This window comes from Candidatus Sulfurimonas marisnigri, assembly GCF_015265475.1.
GTDB lineage: Bacteria > Campylobacterota > Campylobacteria > Campylobacterales > Sulfurimonadaceae > Sulfurimonas > Sulfurimonas marisnigri.
Genome location: NZ_CP054493.1, coordinates 939,504 through 960,139, shown reverse-complemented (window position 1 = coordinate 960,139; position 20,636 = coordinate 939,504). Strand labels below are relative to the sequence as shown.

22 protein-coding genes, 1 tRNA gene and 1 pseudogene are annotated in these 20,636 nt (G+C 31.5%); 13 read left to right on the top strand and 11 right to left on the bottom strand.

Annotation, left to right across the window (positions count from 1 at the left end):
* Complete coding sequence (locus tag HUE87_RS04890) at window positions 1-579, bottom strand: 5-formyltetrahydrofolate cyclo-ligase (RefSeq protein ID WP_194367607.1); 579 nt, start codon at window positions 577-579, stop codon at window positions 1-3.
* Window positions 580-642: 63 nt separating this feature from the next.
* On the opposite strand from HUE87_RS04890, the gene HUE87_RS04885 reads away from it, so the two are divergent.
* Window positions 643-1,209 carry a TlpA family protein disulfide reductase gene (locus HUE87_RS04885; RefSeq protein ID WP_194367606.1) on the top strand — a complete coding sequence of 189 codons (567 nt, stop codon included), beginning with the start codon at window positions 643-645 and terminating at the stop codon, window positions 1,207-1,209.
* A gap of 10 nt (window positions 1,210-1,219) precedes the next feature.
* On the top strand, window positions 1,220-2,095 hold the full coding sequence (gene ftsY, locus HUE87_RS04880; protein WP_194367605.1) for a signal recognition particle-docking protein FtsY: 876 nt from the start codon (window positions 1,220-1,222) through the stop codon (window positions 2,093-2,095).
* Between the two features lie 21 nt (window positions 2,096-2,116).
* On the opposite strand, the gene HUE87_RS12860 is transcribed toward ftsY, so the two are convergent.
* Window positions 2,117-4,174 carry a methyl-accepting chemotaxis protein gene (locus tag HUE87_RS12860; RefSeq protein WP_194367604.1) on the bottom strand — a complete coding sequence of 686 codons (2,058 nt, stop codon included), beginning with the start codon at window positions 4,172-4,174 and terminating at the stop codon, window positions 2,117-2,119.
* Between the two features lie 360 nt (window positions 4,175-4,534).
* On the opposite strand from HUE87_RS12860, the gene radA reads away from it, so the two are divergent.
* The 4 genes from radA (at window position 4,535) to acpS (ending at window position 7,198) form a co-directional block, all read left to right on the top strand.
* Window positions 4,535-5,881 carry a DNA repair protein RadA gene (radA, locus tag HUE87_RS04870; protein ID WP_194367603.1) on the top strand — a complete coding sequence of 449 codons (1,347 nt, stop codon included), beginning with the start codon at window positions 4,535-4,537 and terminating at the stop codon, window positions 5,879-5,881.
* A 63-nt stretch (window positions 5,882-5,944) separates the two neighbouring features.
* Window positions 5,945-6,205: a hypothetical protein gene (locus tag HUE87_RS04865; RefSeq protein ID WP_194367602.1), complete on the top strand. Its 261-nt coding sequence runs from the start codon at window positions 5,945-5,947 to the stop codon at window positions 6,203-6,205.
* A 78-nt stretch (window positions 6,206-6,283) separates the two neighbouring features.
* A complete protein-coding gene (gene fliL, locus HUE87_RS04860) occupies window positions 6,284-6,832 on the top strand; it encodes a flagellar basal body-associated protein FliL (RefSeq protein ID WP_194367601.1) in 549 nt (182 codons plus the stop codon).
* On the top strand, window positions 6,833-7,198 hold the full coding sequence (gene acpS / locus HUE87_RS04855; protein WP_194367600.1) for a holo-ACP synthase: 366 nt from the start codon (window positions 6,833-6,835) through the stop codon (window positions 7,196-7,198).
* Here acpS and thiS read toward each other — a convergent pair.
* Window positions 7,175-7,375 carry a sulfur carrier protein ThiS gene (gene thiS / locus HUE87_RS04850; protein ID WP_194367599.1) on the bottom strand — a complete coding sequence of 67 codons (201 nt, stop codon included), beginning with the start codon at window positions 7,373-7,375 and terminating at the stop codon, window positions 7,175-7,177. The genes acpS and thiS overlap by 24 nt on opposite strands.
* Before the next feature lie 96 nt (window positions 7,376-7,471).
* Between thiS and HUE87_RS04845 the strand changes: the two genes are divergently transcribed.
* Entirely contained in the window at window positions 7,472-8,212 is a 741-nt protein-coding gene (locus HUE87_RS04845) for a response regulator transcription factor (protein WP_194367598.1), read from the top strand.
* A 60-nt stretch (window positions 8,213-8,272) separates the two neighbouring features.
* On the opposite strand, the gene HUE87_RS04840 is transcribed toward HUE87_RS04845, so the two are convergent.
* The gene (locus tag HUE87_RS04840) at window positions 8,273-8,626 is read right to left on the bottom strand and encodes a hypothetical protein (RefSeq protein WP_194367597.1); all 354 of its coding nucleotides are present in this window, start codon (window positions 8,624-8,626) and stop codon (window positions 8,273-8,275) included.
* Between the two features lie 147 nt (window positions 8,627-8,773).
* Between HUE87_RS04840 and HUE87_RS04835 the strand changes: the two genes are divergently transcribed.
* The 3 genes from HUE87_RS04835 (at window position 8,774) to HUE87_RS04825 (ending at window position 11,088) form a co-directional block, all read left to right on the top strand.
* A complete protein-coding gene (locus HUE87_RS04835; RefSeq protein WP_194367596.1) occupies window positions 8,774-9,397 on the top strand; it encodes an alpha/beta hydrolase in 624 nt (207 codons plus the stop codon).
* 79 nt (window positions 9,398-9,476) lie between these two features.
* Window positions 9,477-10,238: a hypothetical protein gene (locus HUE87_RS04830; protein WP_194367595.1), complete on the top strand. Its 762-nt coding sequence runs from the start codon at window positions 9,477-9,479 to the stop codon at window positions 10,236-10,238.
* Between the two features lie 238 nt (window positions 10,239-10,476).
* Window positions 10,477-11,088, top strand: coding sequence for a hypothetical protein (locus HUE87_RS04825; protein ID WP_194367594.1), 612 nt, complete (start codon window positions 10,477-10,479; stop codon window positions 11,086-11,088).
* A 124-nt stretch (window positions 11,089-11,212) separates the two neighbouring features.
* Here the strand turns inward: HUE87_RS04825 and aspA are convergent, their stop codons facing one another.
* Together aspA and HUE87_RS12650 are read right to left on the bottom strand one after the other, a co-directional pair.
* Window positions 11,213-12,616, bottom strand: a complete 1,404-nt coding sequence (gene aspA / locus HUE87_RS04820; RefSeq protein WP_229855267.1) for an aspartate ammonia-lyase — start codon at window positions 12,614-12,616, stop codon at window positions 11,213-11,215.
* Between the two features lie 129 nt (window positions 12,617-12,745).
* Window positions 12,746-13,096, bottom strand: a pseudogene (locus tag HUE87_RS12650) (cyclic nucleotide-binding domain-containing protein); the annotation flags it as partial.
* A gap of 252 nt (window positions 13,097-13,348) precedes the next feature.
* On the opposite strand from HUE87_RS12650, the gene HUE87_RS04815 reads away from it, so the two are divergent.
* Both HUE87_RS04815 and HUE87_RS04810 read left to right on the top strand, forming a co-directional pair.
* Window positions 13,349-13,657, top strand: coding sequence for a hypothetical protein (locus HUE87_RS04815; RefSeq protein ID WP_194367592.1), 309 nt, complete (start codon window positions 13,349-13,351; stop codon window positions 13,655-13,657).
* Between the two features lie 133 nt (window positions 13,658-13,790).
* Complete coding sequence (locus tag HUE87_RS04810) at window positions 13,791-14,594, top strand: D-alanyl-D-alanine carboxypeptidase family protein (RefSeq protein ID WP_194367591.1); 804 nt, start codon at window positions 13,791-13,793, stop codon at window positions 14,592-14,594.
* Between the two features lie 8 nt (window positions 14,595-14,602).
* Here HUE87_RS04810 and HUE87_RS04805 read toward each other — a convergent pair whose 3' ends face one another.
* The 5 genes from HUE87_RS04805 to rsmH all read right to left on the bottom strand — a co-directional run bounded on the left by HUE87_RS04805 (window position 14,603) and on the right by rsmH (window position 19,523).
* Window positions 14,603-14,755 (bottom strand): hypothetical protein, encoded by a 153-nt coding sequence (locus HUE87_RS04805; protein WP_194367590.1) that lies wholly within the window; start codon window positions 14,753-14,755, stop codon window positions 14,603-14,605.
* 314 nt (window positions 14,756-15,069) lie between these two features.
* Window positions 15,070-15,146, bottom strand: a tRNA-Ile gene (locus HUE87_RS04800).
* A 35-nt stretch (window positions 15,147-15,181) separates the two neighbouring features.
* Window positions 15,182-18,307 carry an efflux RND transporter permease subunit gene (locus HUE87_RS04795; RefSeq protein ID WP_194367589.1) on the bottom strand — a complete coding sequence of 1,042 codons (3,126 nt, stop codon included), beginning with the start codon at window positions 18,305-18,307 and terminating at the stop codon, window positions 15,182-15,184.
* A 12-nt stretch (window positions 18,308-18,319) separates the two neighbouring features.
* Complete coding sequence (locus HUE87_RS04790) at window positions 18,320-18,598, bottom strand: hypothetical protein (RefSeq protein WP_194367588.1); 279 nt, start codon at window positions 18,596-18,598, stop codon at window positions 18,320-18,322.
* Window positions 18,591-19,523 (bottom strand): 16S rRNA (cytosine(1402)-N(4))-methyltransferase RsmH, encoded by a 933-nt coding sequence (gene rsmH, locus HUE87_RS04785; RefSeq protein ID WP_194367587.1) that lies wholly within the window; start codon window positions 19,521-19,523, stop codon window positions 18,591-18,593. The genes HUE87_RS04790 and rsmH overlap by 8 nt, the downstream gene beginning before the upstream one ends.
* Window positions 19,524-19,609: 86 nt before the next feature.
* Between rsmH and HUE87_RS04780 the strand changes: the two genes are divergently transcribed.
* Complete coding sequence (locus tag HUE87_RS04780) at window positions 19,610-20,635, top strand: response regulator (protein ID WP_194367586.1); 1,026 nt, start codon at window positions 19,610-19,612, stop codon at window positions 20,633-20,635.
* Window position 20,636 lies beyond the last annotated feature (1 nt).

Genomic DNA, 20,636 nt, shown 5'->3' with positions numbered 1-20,636 from the left:
TTATTTCCTATTCTTAGCCTTTGCTAAGTTTTTATTTTCAATTTTAACATGTGGTGTTATTAATATATTACATGTGATGTCATAATCATCACAAATAAACTCTTTTGTTTGACAAAGATCTGATTGTACAAAAATTATATATGGTCTCTTTTTTAACTTTGCAAAGAAACGGTCATACATTCCTTTTCCAAACCCAACTCTTTGTAATTTACCATCCATACCAACAATAGGTACAACAGCTATATCAATATTCTTTATATCTCTTAAACTATTTCCCGCTTCATAAATACCAAATTTTTTCTTCTTAAGCGGCAATCTAAATGGTACCATCTTAAAACTTTCGCCTTCCATAAACGGAACAAAAATGTCATGTTTTTTTCGCAATATCTTAATAGTTTTAGCTATATTTGCTTCAAAGGGAAGTGGAATATATAAGAGTATTTTTTTCTTTTTTAATCCCAAAATCTTATCTAATAATTTTGAATTTAATTTTGAATTTTTATATACAATATTTATTTTGGAACTATTTTTTATCTTTTTTAGGCAATTCTGTCTAAATATTGTTTTTGATAGGGGCATATTAAATCTTTATGGATATAATTTCGCTAATTTTACTCTAAAAACAGAAAACAAGGTAACAAAATGTTAAAAAAATCTATTTTATTTATATCAATACTATCTGCTCTTACTTTTCAAGCTTGCTCAAATGACGAAAATAAAGACATAAGCAGTAGTGTTAATGACATGGTGTCAGCAAACGAGTATTTGCTTACGGGGCTTGACTCAAAACAGTATGTTGTAAAGAAAAAAGATAACGGGTTTATTCTAGAAGGTGCAAAAGGAAAAGTAGTAATCTTTGATATATTTGCAACTTGGTGCCCACCTTGTAAAGCAGCTGCGACACACTTAAGTTCACTTCAGGAAAAATATAAAGACGACCTTATAATCATCGGTATAACAATTGAAGACAAAATTTTAAATGATAAACTATTAGATTTTAGAAAAGAGTACACAGCAAACTATACTTTAGTGAATTCTGACCAAAATCGTCGTTTAACAAACGCAATCGCTTTTGAACTAAAACTTGGAGACAGATACCCCATTCCAACAATGGCAATGTATAAAGATGGCGTACTAATCAACCATTTTATAGGTGCAACTGAAGAAGAGTTTATTGATAGTGACATCAAAAGAGCTTTAGGAAAATAAGGAAGTACCAATGTTTGGTTTTATAAAAAAGTCTCTTGCTAAAACTGCAGAAGCAATAAAAGCGGTAGCACCAAAAAGAAAAATATCATTCACAAAAGATGAACTTGAAGATATTCTACTAGAAGCTGACGTTGAATATGAATTGGTTGAGATTATTTTAAATGAGATGTACCAAAGTAAAATTACACGTGATATTTTACGATCAAAGCTTTTAGCAACTCTGGCCTATACCTCATATAAAGAACCAGAATTCAATGCACCTTTTGTCGAACTGATAGTTGGTGTAAACGGTGCAGGAAAAACCACAACTATATCAAAACTGGCATCTAGATATAAGAATGAAGGTAAAAAAGTTTTACTAGGCGCTGGAGACACTTTTAGAGCCGCTGCCATAGAACAACTTACTTTATGGTCTAAAAAGCTTGATATCCCAATAGTTTCATCAAAGCAAGGACACGACAGCTCTGCCGTCGCTTATGATGCCATAGACTCAGCTAAAGCAAAAGGTTTTGATAATGTTATTATTGATACTGCCGGCAGACTACACACGCAAACAAATTTATCAAATGAACTTAAAAAAATAAATCGCATCTGTGATAAAGCTCATAGTGGAGCACCGCATAGAACAGTTCTTATTATAGATGGCACACAAGGTAATTCAGCTATTGCTCAAGCAAAAGCATTCAATGAGATGATAGGGATAGATGGTATCATCATCACAAAACTAGATGGCACTGCAAAAGGTGGAAGCATATTTAGTATAGCCTACGCACTTGAACTTCCTATACTTTATGTTGGAACAGGTGAACAACCAGAAAACTTAACTCCATTCGACAAGTATGAGTTTGTTGATGGTTTGCTTGATGTTATATTTGTAGAAGAGTAGAGCCATAGAGAAACTTATTCTCTAAGTTTTGTAAGACTCTAACAGAGTATTTAATTTTGTAGTCATTGATGACAACTGATTAGAAGCAGATGCAATACCTTCAACACTTTTTGTGTTTGAAACGGACAATTCGTTTACAATTTCAACTTTCATTATCATATCTTCGATTGCCTTACCGTTGTCAATGTATCCTTGAACCATATCATCAACTTTTATAACAGCGCTTCCCATAAGAGTTACACTGCTAGATATTTCATCTTGAGCAGTAATTGCATTTTCTGACAACTTCTCTATAGCTGAAGAGTTTGCAGAAATAGCTTCACTAGCATCTGAAATTGATTGGACAATTACACTTATAGTTGCATTAATCTCTGAGAGTGACTTTTGTGTTCTCTCTGCAAGTTTTCTGACCTCGTCTGCAACTACTGCAAATCCTCTACCATGTTCACCTGCACGTGCTGCTTCAATAGCAGCATTTAGTGCCAATAAATTTGTCTGATCGGCAATATCAGATATAACATCTAGAACACCTTTTACTTGTTGTGCATCAGAACTTAAATGTAGTAGTCGGTCTGCTAATTCTGCTTCAACTTCACTTCTTGTTCTAATGTCATCAGAAAGAGCAACTATTACTTTACTTGTACTTAACATTGTTGACTCAGCACTGTCAATTTCATCTTTTGTAGCTTTTGCATTCTCAATAGAGCCCTGAAGAACACTTTGAAGCCTTTTTCCATGAGAACTAACTTCGCTGACAATTGTAGACTCTTCTTCAGCTTTTTTACCAATTTCTCTGGATGTTTTTGCCAACTCTTCTGATACAGATAAATTTTCATTACTTGTAAACTTTGCTTGAACAATAGTATCTTGAACTTTTTTTATAAAGTCATTAACATAGTTGCTTACACGGGCAATTTCATTATTACCTTGAATATTTAACCTTTGTGTCAGGTCAGCTTCTCCATGCGCTAAATCTTCTGCTCTGTTTTCCAACTCTTTTAGAGGACGAACCAAAACTAAAGTTAATATAAATGAAGAAGCTATTAAAGATATTATGAAAATTACACCAGATATTATCACCATAGTGTTTCTAAAGTTATCTGGCTCTTTCATAACTTCAGACTCATCAATTTCACTCATAATTGCCCAAGTTAAATCTTTACCAATTTTTATAGGCTTATATGCAGATAAAACTGATTTCTTATTATTGTCTAAAACAATTTGTATATCTGTTTTTCCAGATAGAACATTTTTAGTAGCTTCTGTTTTTACAGAACCTAAAGTAGGATTAGCAAACGATGCACTAATAGATCGCTCCTTAGGACTAAGAAAACTATCACTTCTCATAAGATTATCTTTTCCTATAAGATAATCCTCTTGTGACTCTCCATATCCATCTCTAAAAGTCATAATTTCATTAATGGATTTTTCAGATATTTGAAATACTAAAACACCTTTGAGAAAACCATTCACCATAATAGGTGCTCCCAAAAACATCGTAGGCTCACTCTTATTTGGAATATAAGGTTTCATATCAATAAATACAGGGCGTTTTAAATCTTTAACTTTTTTCCAAACCTCTCCAAGAGGTGAGTTTTTAAGATTGCCACTACTTAAGTTCGCTCCAATATCAGACTTCTTTGCTTGAGAATACATTACATGACCGTGTTCTTGACAAATAATATGTAAATCACTGTATTTGTACTCTTTCGCATAATATTGAAAAAACTCATCATATTTATCAATTATATCATCTACATCCATGTCATCAATGGGGTATGGATCTGTAGCTTGTACTTCAAGTTCTCTGTGCAGCATAATTAACTCTGAAAGAATTTTCATTACATTCGCATTAAGGGATAGGACATTTATATCCACCATTGTATTAGAGAAAAAACGCTCTACTTGATTTGCCTTAACCTCCCTAGAAGAGACTAAAGAGTTATAAGTTTTTTTCAATAGTGCATCTTTACTCTGAGCTGAAATAATAACTGTCATTGAGACTGCCATAAAAATCATAGCACCTATTAATAAAGCAATTGTTTTAGCTTTTAGTGATATATCTGTAAAACGACCCATAAATTTCCTTTTATAGCCCGTAATATACTCTAAAAATGCTTAAACACAATAAAATAAGAATAAATATATTGAATATGTATTCATATTAATTATATTCCAAAATAGAATACAGAAATAGACTCATTATTTTTTTATTGAATCTATTTCAGTAAGTGAATTTTGAGTTCTCTCTGCCAATATTTTCACTTCATCAGCAATAAGAACAAACATCATTACTTGAATCACCTACACTGTTTTGTGGATCAAAGATTAGGAATTGAATATATTGATCATTACAATATTATTGCATTTTGTCATACTTTAATCTTCTACATGTAAAACCATGTATAATTTCTCACAATTAAGAATAAGGGTAATTTTATGGCTAAAATGAAAGTTCTTTTTGAATGTCAACATTGCGGATTGACAACTCCAAAGTGGATGGGCAAGTGTACAAACTGTGGAGCTTGGGATTCATTTGTGGAGCTTAATGAGCATCAACAAGAAGTTGTTAAGCAGACAAAATCTGCATCAAACAGCTCTTCTAAAGCAGTAAGTATAAATGATATAAAAGAAGAAAATATTTATAGGTTTAGTTCACATGACAAAGAGTTTGATATGGTTCTTGGTGGTGGAGTAGTCCCTGGCTCGCTTACACTAATTGGTGGAAGTCCAGGGGTCGGCAAATCAACACTACTTTTAAAAGTTGGCGGAGATATTGCATCAAGTGGAAAAAATGTTCTTTATGTAACCGGTGAAGAGTCTAGTGGGCAGATTAAAATGCGTGCAAATCGTCTAAAAGCAAATCACGATTCTCTGTACCTTTTAGCTGAAATCAGGCTAGAACAAGTTTTAGTTGAACTTGAGCACAGAAAATATGATTTTTTAATTATTGATTCTATTCAGACACTATACTCTGAAGCAATAACTTCTGCACCTGGCTCTGTAACACAGGTTAGACAGATAACATTTGAGCTAATGAGAATAGCAAAAGACAAAGGCATAGCAATCTTTATAATTGGACACATTACAAAAGAGGGCTCTATTGCTGGTCCTAGGGTGCTAGAGCATATGGTTGATACTGTGCTATATTTTGAAGGAGATTCTTCACAAGAACTTAGAATACTAAGAGGTTTTAAAAATCGTTTTGGACCGACCAGTGAGATAGGCGTATTTGAGATGAGAAACGATGGTCTGGTGTCTGCCACAGATGTTGCTTCTAGATTTTTCAATAGAAACTCAGAACAAGCAGGCTCAGCTCTTACTGTAATAATGGAAGGTTCACGCCCAATAATACTAGAAGTACAAGCACTTGTTTCAGAGTCTCACACTAGTAATTCAAAAAGACAAGCAACTGGATTTGATAACAACAGGTTGAATATGCTCTTAGCACTTTTAGAGAGAAAATTAGAAATTCCACTTTCTGGATATGATGTATTTATAAATATAACTGGTGGAATAAAAATAACTGAAACATCTGCAGATTTAGCAGTTTTAGCAGCAATAATAAGTAGTTTTAGAAATAGAGTTATATCAAAAGAGACAGTTTTTATAGGTGAAGTTTCTCTTGTTGGTGACGTAAGAGAAGTTTATGCGATGGATGCTAGACTTAAAGAAGCTAAAATGCAAAACATTACAAAAGCACTATTGGCAAAAATACCACTTGAAAAAACTACAATGAAAATTTTTCTAGTTGATGAAGTAACTAAACTAATAGAATGGTACTAATTTAAAACCGCTTTTAACTATAAAAGATGTATAATTTCAAAATATTTATACAAAAGGATAGACATGATTGATGCTGAGTTTAGAAGTGAAGAGAGGTTTTCAAAATTATCACTAGCTTATGAGGGCAAAGAAGAGAAGAAAAAGGTTAATACTTGTGTGGAGAAAATAATTGCTGAGTATACTACTAAACCGGAAACTTACACATGTACTATTTCTAACAATAGAGAAGTATTAGTTATTGAATACCATGATGATTCAACTCGTGAGTCTGGTGCTATATTTGAAAAAATTATAAAAAGTCTAAATATAAAGAAGTGTGACTAATTAACACATAAAGAACAACTGTTTATAAAATTGTATAAATTTTGATATACTAACAGAACTAAAATCAAGGAAGATGCAATGGCTGAAGTAGAGAGTAAAGAAGAAACCACTGGGGAAGATAAAAAACCAAAAAATATGCTAATGATAATTATCATAGTAGTCTTGGTTCTTATTATTATTGGTGGTGCTATTGTGGCTGTGATGTTAATGGGTGGAGAAGAAGCTCAAGTACAACAAAACAGTGCTCCACAAATGCAAGAAAAAAGCACTTCAGATAGACCCAAAAGAAATTCAGACATAATACAATCAAAAAAATTGAGTGAAATTGGAATTCTATATCCACTTGATACATTTACTGTTAATTTAAAAAGTGATGCTGGCCGTCGTTATTTAAAAGCAACAATATCTCTAGAATTAAATGGCAACGAACTAAGTATAGAACTTGACAATAAGTCTCCAGTTATTAGAGATAGAATTATTAGAATTTTAACTTCAAAGACCTTAGAAGAGATATCTTCAAAAAAAGGCAAACAAAAAGTTTCAGAACAGATAATGGATACACTAAACTCTATGATTGTTGATGGAAATGTACAAGGTATATACTTTACAGACTTTGTCATTCAGTAAATGATTGGCATAGATTTAATTAAAACCTCACGTATGAATCGCTTAATAGAGCGATTTGGCGAAAAAGCACTTCAAAAATTTCTTTCTTCTGACGAGATTTATCTCGTTAAAAACTATAAAACCGCTTCTGGATTTTGGGCAGCTAAAGAAGCATGTTCTAAAGCTCTTGGAGTTGGCATAGGCTCAGAATGTAGTTTTCATGATATAACAATAGATAAAACTCCCAAAGGTGCTCCTATTTTAAAGCTATCAAAAAAAATTATTGATAACTTTAAAATAACGGATAGCAGTCTATCTATTACACATGATGGAGAGTATGCAATAGCCGTGGTAGCAATAGAGTCATCCACCACCAACAAAGTCTAATAACTCCAATTTATCTCCATCACACAATTTATATGAACTCCAATTTTCCTGTTTTACTATATCCATATTAACTGCCGCTGCCATAACTTTATCAGTTAAGTCAAGCTCTATCAGTATAATTTCAAGTGTTATATCTTCATCAAACTCTTTTATTTCGCCATTTATAATTATTTTCATTGTCATCTCTTTTTATTGTAATAATATCTTACTTTATTGAATATATAATATATAAATAGGTATAATCGTTCATAAAATATATTTAAAGTGATTATTATGCTAAATTCTAAAGAATTACTAGTTTATACTAAAGATTTGTCAATTCTTTTTGTTGAAGATATTGAAGACTTAAGAGCTAACACATCTGAAATTTTAAAAAATTTTTTTAAAAAAGTTGATACTGCTATCAATGGAGAAGATGCACTTATTAAATATAAAGATTACTACAACGAAACTTCTAACTACTACGATATTATACTGTCTGATATTCAGATGCCTCGCTTAAACGGTGTCGAATTAGTAGCTAATATTTACAATATAAATGCAAGCCAAAAAGTTATAATTTTATCTGCATATGATGATTCAAAATACTTATTACCTTTAATAAACTTGGGAATTGAACAATTTATTAAGAAGCCCATAGACTATCAAAACTTACTGCAAGCACTTTTGAGTGCATCTAAAAACCTAAATAAAACAAAAAACACAAATAAAAATTCTAATATAAACTTAGACTCTTCATTCATGTTTAATAAAGAGAATTCTCTTCTTATTAACCATGGAACTATTATTCCATTAACAAAATATGAAATAATTTTTTTACAAATACTGAGTCAAGATGTTGGCAAAATATACTCTAATGAGGCTATAACATCTCATTATAACTCTTTTAATGAAAGTTTAGACACTTCAAATATAAGAAAACTTGTCTCCAAACTCAGAAAAAAACTTCCTGAGAATTGTGTAGAAAGTATTTATGGAATTGGTTATAGATTAACGCCTTATTTGGATATTTAATTGAAAAAATGTAATGATTTATCTTCTAAAACAGTTGTGCATTAACATTATTAATATAGATTAGCTTATAACAAAAAAAGTGTACTGTTTTTCTTTATGGTTGTCACCAAACCCAATAATAGGCATTAGTGGATGCTCGTTTGAGACTTTTATCATTACCTCATACATCATAGCTTTCATTTCTAAAGAATTCACACACTCTAACAACTCTTTACTTGTAACATTCTCATCAAAAAACCCTAACTGCAGCTGTTTAGCGTCATGGTCTACATATAAAGACGTAATAACTTTTACACCTACATTTTGAAAGTTTTCGAGACTATCTTCTTTTAAAAGCATAGCCAAAAGTGTGTAATCATAAGAGTTTTGTATATTCTCGCGTATATCATCTATCATATCTATAATATATTTCATTTTCATCCTTTAAAACCAACAGTTTACCAAAAGGCAAATTAGAATTAATTAATTTCAAGTAAATCCAAATAACTTTATTAAAGCTTATGACTAAGATTATTCACCAGATATACTGTTGATAATAACATAAACCCAGTATAATATACCATGAATAATTTAGAACTAGATAATATTTTTATACCCTCAAAAACTCCTTCAAAAAAGTTGATGATTATTCTTCATGGTCGTGGTGACTCCGCTGAAGGCTTTACTTCCTTTCCGTCATTTTTAGATATTAATGATATGAACTATCTTTTATTAAATGCTCCATTTGAGTACTATACAGGCTTCTCGTGGTATCCATTACCTCCAGGTCAATTACCAGGAATTGAATACTCATCTAAGGTACTTACAAAAGTTCTAGATGAACTGTTTGAAGAAGACTTTAATGCACATGAGAGTTTTTTATTTGGTTTTTCACAAGGTTCACTACTAACATTTGAGTTTGGAGCGAGATACCATAAAACTCTTGGAGGCTATATTGCTGTAAGTGGATATATTTATGATACTGATAAACTTCTTAAAGAAATGAATAAGGATGTAAATAACTCAAAATGGCTATGTACTCATGGAATATATGATGGTGTACTCTCTTTTCAAACTTCAAAAGAGCAGATTGAAATACTTCAAGATTCTGGATTTGACATAGAGTTTAAAAGTTATGAAAAAGACCACAACATTGATAGAGATGAATTACTAATGATTTCAGAGTGGATAAAAAATATTAAGTGATTAATATATAATTTTATCTGACACGCATTTATATCTTTGATTCAAACAGTTTTAATTAATTAATAAATATAATGATGTCATGAAATTAAATATTATAAATATAAGTATAATTTTTTTTATTTCGATATCTATTTCAGGATGTGTAAAAAAAAAGATTGACTACACAGCTGTAAATACATATGCTATAGAAAAATCTGCATATTATAAAAAAGATTACAATAATAATAAAATAATTAATGAAACTAGCACATTGCTAATCCCTTATCCATTCTCTATCAATATACTTTTGCTATCAAATGAAACAATCACTTCATTAATTCCTCTATCTGACAAAGGTATTTTGTCAGAAAACTATTATTTAAATGCGTACACTAGGGAACAAGATTTAGTACATTTAATGTTTAAAAAAAGAAACTCCTTTGCGGATATTACTGTCGAGTATGTCAAGCAAGCAAACACTCCTTTAAATAGTAAAAACTATGATTATATAATGTATTTTGACATATCTACTGTCGGAGAATTAGATATTTATTTAAAAGAAAATAGCACAAACATGACTTTTCTTATTTGGAAGACAGATACGACAAAAATCGATCCCATTCAAACAGTTGAAAATATTTTAAAATCTAGACATACATCTTGTTTATCTTCAAACAATAAAAGCCTACAAGGTAGTAACTCTTATAAAGCAGTAAGAAAAGCATATTCAAATACAAAAAGTATACATAATGCAGATTCAAATAAAACTATAAAAAACTCATCTTTAATTACAAATACTATAACAAGAGACTATAGAGGTTGTTTTGCTTATGGTACTCTTAATCAATGTGTTGTATGGTAATGTCATTTTTAAAATAATGTTAAACAGCTGATTTTTAATTTTAGAAAGAATAAAATACACTTTACTATCAGCAACATATAATGGCCTGAATATTTATAACTCATAATTATCACAATATATATAATTAGTATCAAGAGTTAAATAGAAATTTTATTTTAAACAAGTTGTTTATTAATAGAGTATTATTAAGTATAAAGAAGTTAAAATCAACAAAAATTTGTATTTACCAAGGAAGAAAATGGTCTCAATAGGGATGATATATCAGTTTAACAATGACCAAGGGACAGGTCTTGTTATGCTCTCTGATGGAGAAACAAAAGATTTTACTATTCGTGATTGGATAGATGACTCTAATGCACCAACAATAGGGCTACAAGTGTCATATGAAGACAATGGATATTTTAAAAAAATCAAAGTGCCCAGTGAAGAAGAAAAGAACAACATCTCTTCCGACAAAAAAACAAGCCGAGATATAGATATTAAGAATTTTACATCCATAGAAGAATATGAAAATTATTATTTAAATGAGAGCTTTATAACGATTAGCAATACAAAAGATAAACTCATAATGCAAAAGTATTCTGCTGAAGGTGTATACAATATTTCAGTAAGTTTAAAAAATGCCAAGCCTGAACTAGTAAAAGAGATACATCCACTCACAAGTGTAGATGAGCACATCCAATATTTAAAAGATATGGGTTATAAACTTGCAAATGATTCTGGCAATAATGAATCACGCAAAGTTTCACTACGAAGCTATTCAATAGATGACTATGGAGAAGTAAACATCAGTTACCATGACTCTAAAATTAATGTAAGCGTAATGATTAATGGAAAAAAGGTTTATTAGCAAGTTATAATTCCATAATAGCAAGTAAATATATTATAATTAGGCACAGTTTGGTAATGTTTTTCTTGTTTTATCATTGTTCAATATTTTTAACGTGGAGAACGACCATATTTTCATAAATTCTCTATTTCCACTCACGAAAAACTCTCTTTTTAGGCTTAGTCATGTTCTCAGGCAATAGAGCATCTTCTAACTCTTCTTTTGTCATCAAATCTTTTTCAAGGACTAAGTCGTAAATACTAGCATTCTTTTCCAATGCTTCTTTGGCAAGCATGGTACATGTATCATAACCCAGTATAGGATTGAGGGCTGTAACAAGTCCAATACTGTTTTCAACCTGTCTACGACATACTTCTTTATTAGCCGTTATACCCTCAATACAGCGGTACTGAAGAGTCTTCATTCCATTTTTCAACATCTCTATAGACTCAAAAATACTCTGAGCTATTACAGGCTCCATTACATTTAGTTCTAGTTGACCAGATTCTGCCGCAAGACTAACTGTTAAATCATTGCCAATAACTTTAAAGGCAATCTGATTTACTACTTCAGGAATAACAGGATTTACTTTCCCCGGCATAATGGAAGAACCAGGTTGCATTTTTGGCAGATTGATTTCATTAAAACCTGCCCTTGGACCTGAAGAGAGAAGGCGTAAATCGTTACAGATTTTAGATAACTTTATGGCTAGCCTCTTCATCGTTGCTGAATACATCACAAATGAGCCTGTGTCTTGTGTTGCCTCTACTAAGTTGGTAGCTAATACTACGTCTAGTCCTGTTATTTCTCTAAGATGTTTTACCACTTTGTCGCTGTACTCAGGGTCAGAATTGATTCCTGTTCCGATAGCTGTAGCACCCATATTTACTTCTAAAAAATGATCTGCAGCGTAGACTAGCTTCTTTGCTTCTGTCTCCAAGGTATCTGAATAAGTTTGAAATGTTTGTCCCAGTGTCATCGGAACGGCATCTTGAAGCTGGGTTCTTCCCATTTTTATAATATCAGCAAACTCAAGAGACTTCTCTGCAAAAGCACTAACGAGATTACGAAGAACATCAAGTAGTTTTTTATTGGCAAAGTTTAGAGCCAGATGCACCGCAGTTGGGTAAGCATCGTTTGTAGACTGGGAGTAGTTTACATGATTATTTGGGTGGCAATATTGGTACTGTCCTCTTTTGTGACCCATAATTTCCAAGGCTCGATTGGCAATTACCTCATTAGTATTCATATTAGTAGAGGTACCAGCACCTCCTTGTATCATATCCACCCCAAATTGGTCGTGGAGTTTTCCTTCTATAATCTCTTGGCACGCTTCTACGATTGCATTGTGTATTTTTTCATCTAGGTAACCCAGTTCTGCGTTGGCTTTTGCTGCTGCCATCTTAACTATTGCATGTCCTATGATTAGATCTGGAAAAAAGTTGAGAGTCACTCCACTGATGTTGAAGTTTTCCATAGCTCTCATAGTTTGAATGCCGTAGTATGCTTCAAAAGGGACTTTTCTGTCTCCAAGAAGGTCGTGTTCCATCCTAGTTTGGCCTGATTTGTATTGAGCCGAAGAGTTGACTGCACGGCTGTTAGTTTGCTGTAATCTTCTTGAAATCACCCCTGCAATTAATGAAAATATTTTTGTTGCCAAAATACCGTTATTTTCAAATAGATGAAAAAGTTTTTCTTTTCTTATGGATAAAACAGTAGTATCTACTTCTGCCTTGGCTGAAGTGGAATGTGGGGAGTCATCAAAAAGAGCACCTTCTCCCAAAAAATCAAAGTTTGTAAAAAGCCCCATCTTCTTTTCCTCACCATAAGGAGTGGTTTTAAACAAAGCCACCTTACCGTCATAGATAAAATGAATTGCTTTTCGTGGATGATTCTCGCGAATCAAAAGGTCCCCTGTGTTTAAAGTTCTCACTTCAACTTCATCTAGAAGTAGGCTTAACTCATCATCACTCAATGTTGAAAACAGTTCAACACCCTTAAAAAAATCCCTTATTTTATCCGTGTGCATTAAATTCTCCATATTGTCGTTTATCTAAGATAACTCTCATTAGGAGTTAAACTAGCCCTCCAAATTTATTCCATGAGTTTAATATTGTAAATAATGATAGCTAAGATAAAGTTAAATATATATTTGTTTATAATGGACTGAAAACTTAAAACAGAAATTCAATATCTTCGTTAATTTAATATAATGCATTTTGTAAACAATGTATAATACATAGATATCTATATGAGAGTAATTGTATACAAAGGATTGTGAATGAAAAAATTTGTTTTTCTTATTACAATAATTGGCATAATTAGTTTGGATGCAGCAACTGCCACAGATTGTATAAGATATAAAAACAAATTTAGCCGACATTTAGATAACTTCAACAACAATTCACCACAAGCAAAAAAATACTCTATTACTATGGTTAAATCTTATTTTGACCGTATTATTCTTAAGTGTAATGACAAAAAATATTATGAAATATATTCTAAAATGGCACCTGACATAAATAAACTATGGGTAGATAACACTTCTGCTGAAATTAGAAATGTTCTACAAAATAAACAGAATCATTAGCATCAACTATGATGCTAAAATATTAGTCTTTAAACAATGTGGTTTTTTAGCTTAATCACAATTTCATATTATAAATCACCATTAAATCTAATGGTATACTATTTGCTCAACTATGCATATAAAAAGGTTTTTAATGATAAAGAAAATTATTGTATTAATATTAGCTCTTAGCATTTCTCTTTTTGGCGATATAAATAAGCATAAATTAGATCAACTCAAAATTGGAGCATTGATTGTAAAAGATTTAAAAACAAAAAATATTTTGTACTCAAAATATGCTCAAAAAAGAGTTAGACCAGCTAGTTTAACAAAAATTATGACAGTGTTAATGGCTATAAAACATGGAAATATGAACAAATATGTAATAATAACAAAGGCTATGCTAAAAGTTAAGCCTACAATAGCTGGTTACAAACAAGGTGATGCAGTTTTGCTGGCTGATTTAGTAAAAGCAGCCATGATTGAATCAGATAATGACGCTGCAAAAGCGATTGCCATTTCAATTGGTGGTGGATATGAAAAAAAATTTATTGCCATGATGAATGAAAAAGCTAAGCAACTAGGAATGGAACATACTCATTTTAGTAATCCATGTGGGTTTGATGCAAAAAACCACTACTCTTCTCCAAACGATTTACTTATAATGGCCGAATATGCAATCAAAAGTCCGATGTTCAACAGAATTAGTAATAGAAACTCTTACATATATAAAGTGGTAAGAAATGGTCAGTTTAAAACATTTGAAGCTAATACACACAATCGTCTTCTAAATAAATACCAGTATGCGGTTGGTGTCAAAACTGGATACACTTCAAAAGCAGGAGCATGTTTAATTGCTCGTGCTAAAAAAGATGGTCAAGATTGCTTGATTGTTATGATGAATTCTAAAGAAGATCGCTGGAAAACTGCGAAAGAAATTTTTCAGCAGATAATATAAGGCTAATGTTAAGTATTGGACTTATCTGAAGCTGTCTGCGTATCTTCTTCTTGTGTTTCATCACTATTTTGAGCTAACTTTTTCTTACGCTTTTCTTCTTTTTTTTTCTCTTTTTCCAACTCACGGGCCCGTTTTTCATAATTGTAGTTTGTTTTTGCCATTAGCAATCCTATTTTTATATTTGATAAATCGTAGTGCTATAGTGTAGCGAGTTTTATCGCTTCTATTGTTTAATAACATTGCAATAAAGAAATTTAAGAATGATACACTAATATTATTCATTATGCTTATTGGCAGATTTAACTTCATTATATATTGATTTCCTTTGTCTAATGGTACTTTTTCTTTTTATTAATATAATGAAAGCAGAAAACAATAATAAATCGTCTTAAAGTTGGGTGGTAAGCTACTTATATCTTATTTCATTTATTAGTGAAAAATTATTTGAAAGTCCGTTATTTACGAGGAAAATAAGTGGTGGGTCCTGCGTGACTCGAACACGCGACCACTCCGTTATGAGCGGAGGGCTCTAACCAACTGAGCTAAAGACCCACTGTTTGTAGAGCGGAATTATATTCAACAATAGCTTAGATTTTACTTATTTCCTCTTTATCTTTTATTTTGAACACAACTGCATAAAGCAGTGGCACATAAATTAGATTTAGTACTGTTGCACAAGCTATACCAAACCCCAATGAAATCGCCATTGGCTGAAGTATCATGGCTTGTCCTGAAGCAAAAAATATTAACGTTGATAGTCCTAAAACAGTTGTTAAAGATGTAAGAAGTATAGGTCTTAGTCTTGTTTGCGCTTTTTTCATTAACTCTTCTGTATCGCTTGCATGCTTTATAAAGTTAACAACTATAAGACCATCGTTGACAACAACACCTGCAAGCCCAACTATTCCTATCATTCCTGGCATTGTAAGGTTAATACCCATTACCATATGTCCAAAATAAACGCCAAGTAATACTAATGGAATTGTGCTTATTACTATTAGTGATTTTTTTATAGAATCAAATAGCCAAACCAAAGTAATAAAAATAAGAAATATCGCAATAACTGCTGAGCGCATCATCTCTTTTTTATTTTTATTGTTCTCTTTTTCTTCACCTTTTATATCTATTTTATATCCATCACTTCTTAGTTGTCCAAAAGTTGGCTCTAATTTTTTCATAACCTCAGCAGAAGTTTGAATTTTTTTATCTAAAGAGGCAACTACTGTACGAATTCGAACCCCATCCTCTTTTTTAAGAGCTACAAAGCCTTGTATCATAATAAAGTCACAGACATCACTTAATAGCACATACTGGTTAGATGACGGCACTTGAACCTCAATAGTGTCTATAGAGCTTATTTTTTCATTTATACCACTCTCAATTTTAACACGAACAAGACCACTATCGTTGAACATCTTTGCATATTCACCTTTTAAGTAATATGTCCTCAACTCTCTTGATATGAGTTCTTCATTGAAACCCAACTGCTGGCCATACTCATTTACACGAAGTTTTAACTCTTTTTCACCAATGTTTGCATCATTTGAAACATTATTTACCCCTGAGATTTCAGCTAAAGCACTCTCAAGTTTTTTTACACCTTCTATTATTTTTTGCTCATTATTTCCACTTAAACTCACTTCTATGTCAGAGGCTACAACACCAGCGCCAGGAACTCTTACAACAACTTCATCATAAACTGAGCCATCTTTATCTTTCAAATTTCTAAAGGGTTTTACAATTGACTCTACTTCAACTGCTATCTCTTTTGCAGATCTATTCCTTTTTAAAACATCTTTACTATATTCAATAGATAAATATGGACTTATATATGTATCAAAAACATTAGTCGGTGCACGCTCATGTAAATCTATAAATATATGAAAAAGGTGTTCTCCTGTTTCAGCTACATTTTTTGCATCAAGAGTAAATCCTATAACAGAAGTGATTGAAGAAACATCATCACTTTTTATATTTGCCAATAATTTTTTTTCTAAATCAGTGATTATTTTTTCTGTGTCTTCTAACTCACTATTTATATTGACTTTACCATATACATATATTTGCGTAGTATCAAAATCAGGAAACAACTGAAATTTTGAATTTTTAATAAGTACAAAGGTTAGAGATAATATGGTTACAACTATAACTATTAAAGAGAGCCACTTTTTTTTAAAAACGAAATGTAAAGCTGTGTTATGCCAGGATCTTAACTTTTTCCAGATACTCTTTGTAAAACTCTCATCATGTGAAACTCTTAAAAAGTCATGTGCATGTAGAGGTAAAAAATAAAAAGCTTCAAAAAGTGAGGAGAGAAGGAGTACAGTAATCATTATAGGAATTATTTTTATGAACATTCCCATCTCTCCGCTTAACAACAACATAGGCAAAAATGCAAATACAGTTGTCAAAGTCGCTGCAAGAACAGCTGGAAACATCTCTAATGCTCCAACTATAGCAGCTTCTCTCCTCTCCATTCCCTCCTCTAGATGTCTATATATATTTTCAGCTACAACTATAGCTTCATCAACAAGCATACCAAGCGCAATAAGAGCTCCAAGAAGAGATAGCATATTCAAACTATCACCCATTAACTCTGTCACTATTAAGCCTATCATAAAACTTACAGGAATTCCAATTGCCACAACCATAGCAATTCCACGATTTATAAAAATGAGCATTGCAATAAATACAAGCATAAGTCCAAAGAGAATATTTGCAAAAACTGTATTCAAACGATTTTTTATCCAAATAGATGTGTCTGTGTATATCTCATACTGAAGTTCTGGATGCTTTTTTGAACTCTCTTTTAACAGTTCTCTAATCTGCTTCACTAACTCTATTGAATTTCCATTTTCTGATTTTGATATATTCAAAGATACATTTCTAACACCATTATAGTGAGAGAGTTCGGATTCGTCACTTAGCTTAAATGAAACGTCTGCTATGTCTCCAATACGAACACGAAAATCCCCAACACTAATAACTGTGCTCTCTATACTCTCTTGATTTTTTTCACCATTATATGTTGAAATATATAGATGAGACCCTCTCTCTTTGATAGTTCCAATAGGGAAAATTGAGCTTATATTTCTTATGGATTCAATTGCCAATGATGGTGACAGTCCAAAAGCTAAAATTTTCTGCTCATTTATTTTTATAACCAACTCGTCTTCTGCATCGCCGCGAATACTTATTTCACTTAAGTCTTTAAACCTGCTAAGCTCACTCTTTAACTCATCCGCTCTCTCTAGTAACTCTTTTTTTGTTTTATCTCCAGCCAACGCAATAAGAACAAGGGGAAAACTGTGAAGTCTTACCTTAGCAATTGGTTCAGCCATGTCTGCAGGTAAATCTTTTTTTACACTACTTATAATATCTTTTACATCATTAAGTACGCTTATATTGTCAGAGCCTGGTTTTATATCCACGAGAATTGAGAATGACCCGTTTTTAATGGTTGTTTTTATAGTATCAAGTTCATCTATATTTTGTAAGTCATCTTCTATTGTTTTAACAACCATTTTGTCTAAAACATCAGCTGAAGTTCCCGCATAACCACCAGAAACTGTCACCTTATCCATATTCATAGGTGGGAATATCTCTTTTGGAATATTAACATATGCAAAAATAGATAGTAAGACTATAAATGTAAGTAGTATGTGATTTAAAAGTGGTTTATCAATTGCAAACTCTAAAAAGCGTCTAATCATAATTATATCTTTCTAAAAAATTGTATCAAAGATTTGATTTTTAAATCGTATTGATTCAACTGAGCTACTTATAAGCCTATTTTCCTCTTTTAAAGTATCATATTCACCTTTTAATTTCGAAATATCTCTACTCTTAAAATATATTTGTTGTTGAATATAAATTTTTGGAAAAAGAACGACACCAACAAACAGTATAGATAAGACAACATATACAAGATATCTAGTATCTAGCATTTTTTTAGGGTTTAAAACTAAATCTACTTCATCTAGTAAGTTTAATTTTTTACTCACTGTTTTTAACCATTTTAAAAACTCTCATCTTAGCACTACGGCTTCTAATATTCTCTTTTAATTCATCATTCTTCGCCATAATTGGCTTCTTTGTAATTACTCTTCCAAGCGAGTTGTCATTTGTACATGTACATCTCATTGCTTCATCAGGACAGATACAATTTTTCTTCCAATCACTAAATGTTTGTTTTACAATTCTATCTTCTAGAGAATGAAAAGATATGATTGCAACTTTTGCATTTGGAAACTTTGCATCTTCAATTGTCTTTAAAAGTGATTTCAACTCACCAAGTTCGTCGTTTACTTCTATGCGAATTGCCTGCATTAAAAGTGTGGCAGGATGAATTTTTTTACCATGAGGCATCATGGGTTTTAAGGTATCTGATAACTCTTTAGCTGAATTAAATGGTCTATTGTCTACTATAAAAGATGCTATTTTCTTGTAGTTTCTTAGCTCTCCATATTCTAATAGTATTCTCTCAAGCTCAGTTGTTGAATACTCATTTACAACCTCTAATGCACTGAGTGGAGAATCTTTGTCCATTCTCATATCAAGCTTATCACTATCGTAAGAAAAACCCCTATCTTTTTGGTCTAACTGAAGTGATGAAACCCCTATATCTGCTAAAATACCTTTGATATTTTCAATGTCATGCTCTTTTAAAATATCTTTTATAACAGATGAGAAACGACCTTTTTTAATCTCTACTCTATCTTTATATTGTTCCAGCCTTTTCGTAGAAAAATCTATTGCTGTCTGATCCTGGTCAATGCCAATAAGCGTTACATGTGGATTTGCCTCAAGAATCATAGATGAGTGTCCACCATAACCCATAGTACAATCAATTATAATACCATCCTCAACACCACTAAATGTTTCTAAAACTTGTGAGAATAAAACTGGAATATGTGGAATAATTTGCATACAAGACCTATATTTTTTTATATTATACATTAACTTTGTAAAATTTAATTTTTATTACAGTATCATAAATAAAAAAGAGGTTCATTATGGAAATAATAAATGAATACATAATTGAAACAGTTGTTGCTATTGCCTTAGTTATTATACTTATATTATATTTTTTAATTAGAAAACCTAAACAAATAATTAAAGAAGATGTTACTGAAAGTGTAGTAGATGTTACAATAGGCGATGTTCCAAAAGATAATAAAATTTTAGAAGTAGAAAGTGTTGCCAAAGATGAACCAACAGTTCCTGATACAAAGAGAATTAAAAGAGCTGTAGTTTATCATGATAAAATTAAAAAAGTGGATTTTGAAATCTTTAAAGGTGTTAGAATTCTAGTAGCAGAAGATAATTTAATTAATCAAAAAGTTATAACAGCTCTTTTGGCTACTTCTGGTATAGATATAACAATGGCAAGTGATGGACAAATTGCTTTAGATATTTTAAAGGATGATTCTGATTTTTCACTAATTTTAATGGATGCACATATGCCAAATATTGATGGTTTTCAAGCCACTAGACTTATTCGTAAAAATCCTGACTACAACCATATACCTGTCATTGCACTTAGTGGAGATACTGCGACAGATGACATTAATAATATGTATAAAGTTGGCATGGAACAGCATCTTGAAAAACCACTAAAAATGGACAATCTTTACGATGTTTTATATATGTACACCTCAGGTGATGAGAGCAACAATGGAGCTCAACATTCTACTCAAACATCAGCAAAATTTGATATCGAAGTTGGACTGGATGTTTGTGGTGGAGATAAAGAATTTTATATTGAAATATTAAACGACTTTACATCTAAATACTCAGATTCTTCTAAACAACTGCAAGAGTACATCAGCAATCAAGATGCCATAAATGCCAATAAAATGTTACTAGATATTTCAGGTGTTGCAGCAAATATAGGCGCTGATTATTTACATAATGTAGCTATAAAATTAAAAAATAGCATTGAAAAACCTGAAGATTTAGAGTATGTTACTAATCTAAAAGAATACAAAAGAGCACTAGCAGAAGTTTGTGCTGCAATCGAAGAGTATAAACAAACTTAAC